Annotated in this window: 6 protein-coding genes; all 6 read left to right on the top strand. The window is 66.0% G+C overall.

The genetic code is table 11. From position 1 onward, the window contains the following. Positions 1 to 1,871, top strand: a 1,871-nt coding sequence (locus tag AC1DJN_RS18775; RefSeq protein WP_478039751.1) for a TonB-dependent receptor, incomplete at its 5' end; no start/stop codon positions are given. Positions 1,872 to 1,936: 65 nt separating this feature from the next. Beyond that, complete coding sequence (locus AC1DJN_RS18770; RefSeq protein ID WP_223495106.1) at positions 1,937 to 2,695, top strand: SapC family protein; 759 nt, start codon at positions 1,937 to 1,939, stop codon at positions 2,693 to 2,695. A 21-nt stretch (positions 2,696 to 2,716) separates the two neighbouring features. Then, the gene (locus AC1DJN_RS18765; protein WP_442252328.1) at positions 2,717 to 3,718 is read left to right on the top strand and encodes a cupin-like domain-containing protein; all 1,002 of its coding nucleotides are present in this window, start codon (positions 2,717 to 2,719) and stop codon (positions 3,716 to 3,718) included. 13 nt (positions 3,719 to 3,731) lie between these two features. Continuing rightward, positions 3,732 to 5,261, top strand: a complete 1,530-nt coding sequence (locus AC1DJN_RS18760; RefSeq protein ID WP_442252327.1) for a tryptophan halogenase family protein — start codon at positions 3,732 to 3,734, stop codon at positions 5,259 to 5,261. A 64-nt stretch (positions 5,262 to 5,325) separates the two neighbouring features. Further along, the gene (gene xylB, locus AC1DJN_RS18755; RefSeq protein ID WP_442252326.1) at positions 5,326 to 6,819 is read left to right on the top strand and encodes a xylulokinase; all 1,494 of its coding nucleotides are present in this window, start codon (positions 5,326 to 5,328) and stop codon (positions 6,817 to 6,819) included. Between the two features lie 43 nt (positions 6,820 to 6,862). Then, a partial coding sequence (locus tag AC1DJN_RS18750) for a xylose isomerase (RefSeq protein WP_478039748.1) occupies positions 6,863 to 7,726 on the top strand: 864 nt, incomplete at its 3' end.

Below are 7,726 nucleotides of genomic sequence, written 5' to 3'. Positions count from 1 at the left end.
CTGGTGGCGGCTCCATCTTCAGCAGCATCGCCGGTACCAACAACTGCACCGCCGGACCGCATTGCGGTGGGTCATGGGTGCAGGAAATGGTCTTCAACAGCGGCCTGCCGGTGGGCACCCAGGTCTGGTACCCGAGCACGGCCGATGCCATCGCCAACACCAACGGCGTGGTCAATCCGGGTTTCGCGCCGGGCGAGATCGGTTCGCAGGTATTGCGCATCAACTCGCAGACCCAGATCAGCGAGATCAAGCAGGGGCGTGTCGACGGTGAGTGGAGCTTCGACAAGGGGCGCTTCCAGTTTGGCGTGGACTCGAGCAAGCAGACCACCCACCGCATCCAGGCAGCGGAGAATTACAACACCCTGGGCGATTGGGGCGTGGCCAACGTTGACGTGGATGTTGCCAACGGGCTGATGGACCTGCTGCAGCCGGTCAACATCGTCGGCCTGTTCAACGACTTCAATGCCAACAGCTTCACGGCCTGGCGCGGCGATGCCGGTCGCCTTGCGCAGTGGGCGGCGGACAACTATGGCGCCAATCTCGGCGTGAGCCCGCAGCGCGCCGCCGATAACCTGGTGGAAGAGAAGACGAAGTCGGCCTACTTCCAGGTGGAGCTGGATGGTGAGCTGGGCGGCATGCGTACCAATACCCGCCTGGGTGTGCGCTATGAAACCACCGATGTTGTCTCCACCTCGAACATCGCCATCCCGGAAGCCATCGAGTGGCAATCCAACAATGACTTCCGCGTGGTGTTGTCCGACGAACAACAGCCGTTCACCGAGAAGAACAGCTACAGCTACATCCTGCCCAATCTGGACTTCAGCATCGATCTTCGTGAGGACCTGAAGGGGCGTGTCTCATTCGGCAAGAGCATCGCACGCGCGCCGATCGGCAACCTGTATGCCGGCCCGACCGCCCAGCAACCGTTCGGCTCGGTCCTCATCGACCCGTCCTCGCGGGCCAGCGGCACCGCACAGAACCCGCAGCTGAAACCGCTGGAATCGGACAACCTGGATCTGGCGCTGGAGTGGTACTTCGCCGATGCGAGCTACGTCTCGCTGACCTACTGGAACAAATCGGTCGACAATTTCGTCGGCAACACCATTGTCCAGGAGAATCTGTACGGCCTGCGCGATCCTACCGCCGGTCCGGATGCGCAGGCGGCGCTGGCGTTCCTCACCAGCGGTGCCTGCGTCACACAGGTCGGCGCTGCCAATGCAGCGGCGTGCTCGGCCAATGACACCTCGCTGTTCACCGCCCTGGCCCTGCTGCGCAACAATCCCGCCGGGTTGGGCGCCTACAACGGTACCGACGCCCAGGTGCTGGCCACTGAAGCAGCCTACGACCTGTACGGTACGGCCGGCGATCCGCTGTACCAGTTCAACGTCAATCGTCCCATCAACCAGAACAAGGCCAAGCTCCACGGCTGGGAACTGGGTGGGCAATACTTCTTCGGCGATACCGGCTTCGGCATCCTGGCCAACTACACCCTGGTCAATGGCGATGTGGGCTTCAACAACGCAGGCGACCCGGGCATCGACCAGTTCTCGCTCACGGGACTGAGCGACACGGCCAATGCGATGCTGATGTACGAGAAGTACGGTTGGTCGGTACGACTGGCGTGGAACTGGCGTGACCAGTACCTGATCCTGGCCAACCAGGGAGCCAGCCGCAATCCGTACTATGTGGAGGCGTACGAACAGTGGGATCTCAGCGTGAACTACACCCTGGATGACCACTGGTCGTTTGGCCTGGAGGCGATCAACCTGACCGGTGAGGATGTGCGCTGGCGTTCGCGCACCTCGCAGATGATCGTGAAGCTGGCCGACCAGAGCCCGCGTTACATGCTGGGCGTGCGTTACAGGTTCTGAACCGTGGGGTGCCGCTGCCACGGCAGCGGCACCCGTTCCGGGCTGCTGACGGATTGGACAACACCATGTCGCGTTACGAAATGCTCAACAACATTGCCCATCGGGACCTGCGTGTGGCCACCGGCTTCGGCGCCGAGTTCGGCGACGCGGTGGGCATGGTGCCGGCCTATCCGAGCGAGTTCGCCGAACTGCAGCGGGAATATCCCATCTTCCTGCGCAGGGACCCCGCCACGGGCGGCTGGCAGGCGGTGGCCCTGCTGGGGTTCGAACAGCACGAGAACCTGTTCCTGCAGGACGGTCGCTGGAACGCCTCCTACCTGCCCGGCGCCGCGGCGAAAGGGCCATTCCTGATCGGTTTCCAGGAAGGCCACATCGATGGTGCGCTTACCCGGGAAGCGGTGTTGCACGTGGATCTGGATCATCCGCGTGTGACCGCAATGCACGGCGAGCCGGTGTTCCTGCCACAGGGCGGTAACTCGCCCTATCTGGACCATATCGCCGGGGTGCTGCGCGGCATCCACGACGGCCATGCCTTTGCCGCGGACATGTTCGCCACGCTYGACGCGAAAGGGTTGATCCAACCGATCACGCTGGATGTGCGGATCGACGCGGAGCATCGGGTCGGCGTCAACGGCCTGCAYGCGGTCGACCGTGACCGCCTCGCGCTGCTGGAGGGTGCGGCGCTGGCCGAACTCAACCGCGCCGGCTACCTGGAGGGCGCCTATCTGATGCTGGCATCGCTGCACAACATGCGCCGCCTGATCGCCGAGAAGCAGCGACGCCTGCGCGCAGCGGATACCGCCGTCGCGGGCGGCAGGAACTGACCGGTGCTGGACGGCGTCGCCATGCGCACACTGGAAGGCCTGGATTCCACGGCGCTGCCGCTGCAGGCGCTGGTGGCAGCCGGCGAGCCAGTGGTGCTGCGCGGCATCGCGCGCGACTGGGCATTGGTGCAGGCCGGGTCGCGTTCCCTGCAGGAGGCCATGGCCTACCTGCGCGGGTTCGAAGCAGGCGTGCCTGTTCCCTATTCCTTCGGCGGCCCCCAGATCGAAGGGCGTCCGTTCTACAACGCGGACTTCACCCGCTTGAACTTCGAGGTCCGGCGTGGCCTGCTGACAGAGGTGCTGGACGCAATCGCCGACCACCTCGATTCGCCGAGCCCGCCCACCTATTACGTCGCTTCGCTGCTGATCGCGCGTGCGCTGCCTGGGTTCGCCCAGCACAACGACGCCGGACTGGCGGGGCAGGGCATCGATGCTTCGGCCAGCATCTGGGTCGGCAACCGGGTGACGGCTTCCTGCCATTACGACATTCCGGACAACCTGGCGTGCTGCGCGGTGGGCCGGCGCCGCTTCACCCTGTTTCCGCCGGAGCAGATCGACAACCTCTACCCGGGGCCGATGGAGCCCACCCCGGGTGGGCAGGTGGTCAGCGTGGTGGATTTCGACCAGCCGGATTTCGACCGCCATCCGCGCTTCCGTGATGCCCTGGCAAGCGCGCAGACCGCCACGCTTGAGCCCGGTGATGCCATCTTCATCCCAGGCCTGTGGTGGCACCACGTGCGCAGCCTTGAACCGTTCAACGTGCTGGTGAACTACTGGTGGCGCAGTGCGCCTGGCTATCTCGGCTCACCCCTGCCGGCGCTGCAGCATGCGATGTGGGCCCTGCGCGATCTACCGGCGCGCGAGAAGCAGGCGTGGGCAAAGATCTTCCAGTACTACGTGTTTGGTCCCGGCGAGCAGGCAGGGCAACACCTGCCCGAAGCGGCCCGGGGTGAGCTGGCACCGTTCGACGAGACGCAGGCGCGGCGCATGCGCGCCCAGCTGCTGGGTCGACTCAACCGCTGATGGGAGCATCGCATTGAACGCTGCGGACACTACACAAGGGCCGATCCGGAGAGTGGTGATCGCCGGTGGCGGCACCGCCGGCTGGCTGGCCGGCTGCGCACTGGCGCACCAGTTCCGCCAACAGCTGGACATCACCCTGGTGGAGTCCGAGCAGATCGGTACCGTGGGTGTGGGCGAATCCACCGTGCCGCCCATCCGCACGTTCCACCGTTTCCTGCAGATCGATGAGCAGGAGTTCCTGCGTGCGGTCGCCGGCACGTTCAAGCTGTCGATCTCGTTCGAGAACTGGCGTCGCCCCGGTGAACGCTTCATCCATCCTTTCGGCACGATCGGGCAGGGCACCTGGGCCACGCCGTTCCATCACTTCTGGCTGGACAGCCTGCGCCGCGGCATGCACTCCGAGCTGGGCGACTTCTGCCTGGAAAGCGCCGCTTCCCTGGCCGACAGGTTCTCGCTGCAGACCCAACCCCAGGTCAACTACGCCTACCATTTCGACGCCGGGCTCTATGCCAGGTTCCTGCGCGGCAAGGCCGAAGCAAACGGCCTGCGGCGGGTGGAAGGCAAGATCCGCGAAGTCCGCCAGCATCCCCATGACGGCTCGGTTGCGTCGCTGGTGCTGGACGACGGGCAGGTCATCGAAGGCGATCTGTTCATCGACTGCACCGGCTTCCGCGGCCTGTTGACCGAGCAGACCCTGCATACCGGCTATGAAGACTGGAACGAATGGTTGCCCAGTGATCGCGCCGTTGCCGTGCAGACCGACTCGCCCGCGCCGCCGGTGCCCTACACCCGTGCCATCGCGCACGAGGCCGGGTGGCGCTGGCACATCGCGCTGCAGCACCGGGTCGGCTGCGGGCTGGTCTTCTCCAGCCGCCACATGTCCGATGACGAGGCGCAGGCCAAGCTGCTGCGTGATGTCGACGGACAGCCCCTGCGCGACCCGTGGCTGGTGCCGTTCCGCAGCGGGCGCCGGTTGCAGGCCTGGAACAGGAACGTGGTGGCGCTCGGGCTGGCCAGTGGCTTCATCGAGCCGCTGGARTCGACCAGCATCCACCTGACCATCAGCGCCGTGGTGCGCCTGATCCAGCTGTTCCCATCCGACGGCATCACCCCTTCGCTGGTGGCGCTGTACAACGACGTGAGCCGCCAGGAGATGGAGCACGTGCGCGATTTCATCATCCTGCATTACCACGCCAACCAGCGCGACGAGCCGATGTGGAAGGCCTGCCGCGAGATGGCGCTGCCTGAATCGCTGCAGCTCCGCCTGCGCGCGTGGCGCGAGCGGGCCCATGCCTGGCAGGACCCTGGCGAGCTGTTCCGGGTCGACTCCTGGACCAGCGTCCTGATGGGCCAGGGCATCCAGCCCGGACCGCCGCACCCGCTTGCGCGGGCCATCGGCGATGCGGACCTGCGCACCCTGTTGCATCGCATCCGGCAGCCAGTGCAGGAAACGGTGGCGAAGATGCCGACGCAGGCAGAGTTCATCGAGCGCTACTGCAAGGCGGCGCCGGACGCATGGCAAAGGGGCAGGGCCGTGGCGTAGCCGCAGTGCGCGCTGTTGCATCGAATTGGTAGCGCTACCTTCAAACCACTACGGGGTGCAGTGAATGGAATTGGTTGCGGGAATCGACGCTGGTACGCAAAGCCTGAAGGTGGTCGTCTACGACCCTGAAGGGCGCAGTCTCGTGGCCAGCGCCAGCGCGCCATTGCAGCTGACCAGCGCTGCAGACGGCAGCCGGGAACAGCGGCCGGCCGATTGGGTGACGGCACTGCACGCCTGCTTTGCTGCGATCGATCCGGCGGTGCGCTCCCGGATTGCCGCGCTGGCAGTCTCAGGACAGCAGCATGGGTTCGTGCCGGTCGATGCGGCCGGGGAGGTGCTGGCACCGGCCAAGCTGTGGTGCGACACCAGCACCTCGGCCGAATGCGTGCAGATCATGGACGCCGCAGGCGGCACGGCGCGCACCATCGCGTTGGCCGGCAACCCGGTGCTCGCCGGTTACACCGCCTCCAAGCTGCCGTGGACGAAAACGCACCGGCCCGACGCCTACGCGCGGCTTGCCACCATCCTGCTGCCGCACGATTACCTCAATTTCGTGTTGACCGGCGAGCGCTTCTGCGAATACGGCGATGCGTCGGGCACCGGCTGGCTGGATGTGCGCACCCGAACCTGGTCGGCCGAGCTGCTGCACGCGACCGATCCGCAGCGCGATCTCGCCGACTGCCTGCCGCGCATCGCCGCGCCCGAAGAGATGTTCGGCATCACCCCCGCCGCGGCGGAGGCGTTGGGCCTTCCCGCATCGGTGAAGGTGGCCGTCGGCGGTGGCGACAACATGATGGCGGCCGTGGGTACCGGCTGYGTCGTACCCGGTCGTCTGGTGATGAGCCTGGGTACGTCCGGCACCCTGTTTGCCTTCTCGGACACGCCCGTGGTCGACCCGGGCGGGGCATGGGCCGCGTTCTGCTCGTCGACCGGCGGCTGGCTGCCGCTGATCTGCACGATGAACTGCACCGTAGTGACCGGACAGGTCGCTGACGCCTTCGGCTTCAGCAGCCGCGAGGGCGACCGGCACCTGCAGGCCACGCCGCCCGGTGCCGACGGCCTGGTGATGCTGCCGTTCCTCAACGGCGAACGCACGCCGGACCTGCCGCAGGGCAAGGGGGTGCTGGCGGGCCTGGACACGACCAACATGACGCCGGCGCACATCTACCGCGCGGCCATGGAAGGGGCCACCTACGCCCTGAAGTATGGCTACGACGCATTCGTCGGCGCGGGCATGCAGTTCGAACGCATCGTGCTGACCGGCGGCGGCAGCAACAGCGCGCAGTGGCGGCAACTGGTGACCGATGTGTTCGGCCTGCCGGTGGACGTGCCGGCCCAGTCCGAAGGCGCGGCATTCGGTGCGGCATTGCAGGCCCTGTGGGCATTGGGCCACGGCCGCGGCGATGCCGCCTCCATCGCCGACGTCGCCGACCGCCACGTTGCGCTTGACCCGCTGCGTTCGGCACGCCCGGACACGGCGCGCGCCGAAGCCTACGCCACGGCCTACGCCCGTTTCCTTCGACATCTCGACGCCATCACGCCGCTGTACCGCGGCTGATCTCCTTTCCGCGACACCTCGCACAACGACAGGAAGACGCACCATGAGCACGCAACCTTTCATCGGCGCCAAGGAGTACTTCCCCGGCATCGGCCGCATTCCCTTCGAAGGCCGGGGCTCGGACAACCCGCTCGCGTTCAAGGTCTACGACGCGGACAAGGTCATCGGCGGCAGGACCATGCAGGAACATCTGCGCTTTGCAGTCTGTTACTGGCACACCTTCTGCAATGCCGGGCATGATCCGTTCGGTCCGGGTACCCGTCATTTCCCCTGGGAGGCCGGCTCGCCGATGGCGACCGCCGAGGCGAAGGTGGACGCGGCATTCGAGTTCTTCACCAAGCTGGGCGTGCCGTACTGGTGTTTCCACGATATCGACCTGGCGCCGGACGCCGAGGATGTCGGGCAGTACGAAAAGAACCTGAAGCACATGGTGGGCCTGGCCAAGGCGCGCCAGGATGCAACCGGCATGAAGCTGCTGTGGGGCACGGCCAACCTGTTCTCGCACCCSCGCTACATGAACGGTGCGTCCACCAACCCGGATTTCGCKGTGGTSGCGCGTGCCGCCGTGCAGGTRAAGGCGGCGCTGGAGGCCACCGTTGAACTGGGCGGCGAGCATTACGTGTTCTGGGGCGGCCGCGAAGGCTATGCCGCGCTGGCCAATACCCAGATGAAGCGCGAAGTCGACCACCTCGCGCGGTTCCTGACCATGGCGCGCGACCATGGCCGCAGCATCGGCCTGAAGGGCAACTTCCTGATCGAGCCCAAGCCGATGGAACCGATGAAGCACCAGTACGACTTCGACAGCGCCACCGTGGTGGGGTTCCTGAAGGAACATGGCCTGGACAAGGATTTCAAGCTCAACATCGAGGCCAACCACGCGACGCTGTCCGGCCACACCTTCGAACAC

Source organism: Stenotrophomonas sp. 05L414_2 (genome assembly GCF_056397905.1).
This window is presented reverse-complemented; position numbering and strand designations above follow the sequence as displayed.

What these genes read in the sequence shown, in the direction of transcription:
- AC1DJN_RS18765 (WP_442252328.1), top strand. Translation starts at nt 2,717, where the DNA reads ATGCGCACACTGGAAGGCCTGGATTCCACGGCGCTGCCGCTGCAGGCG.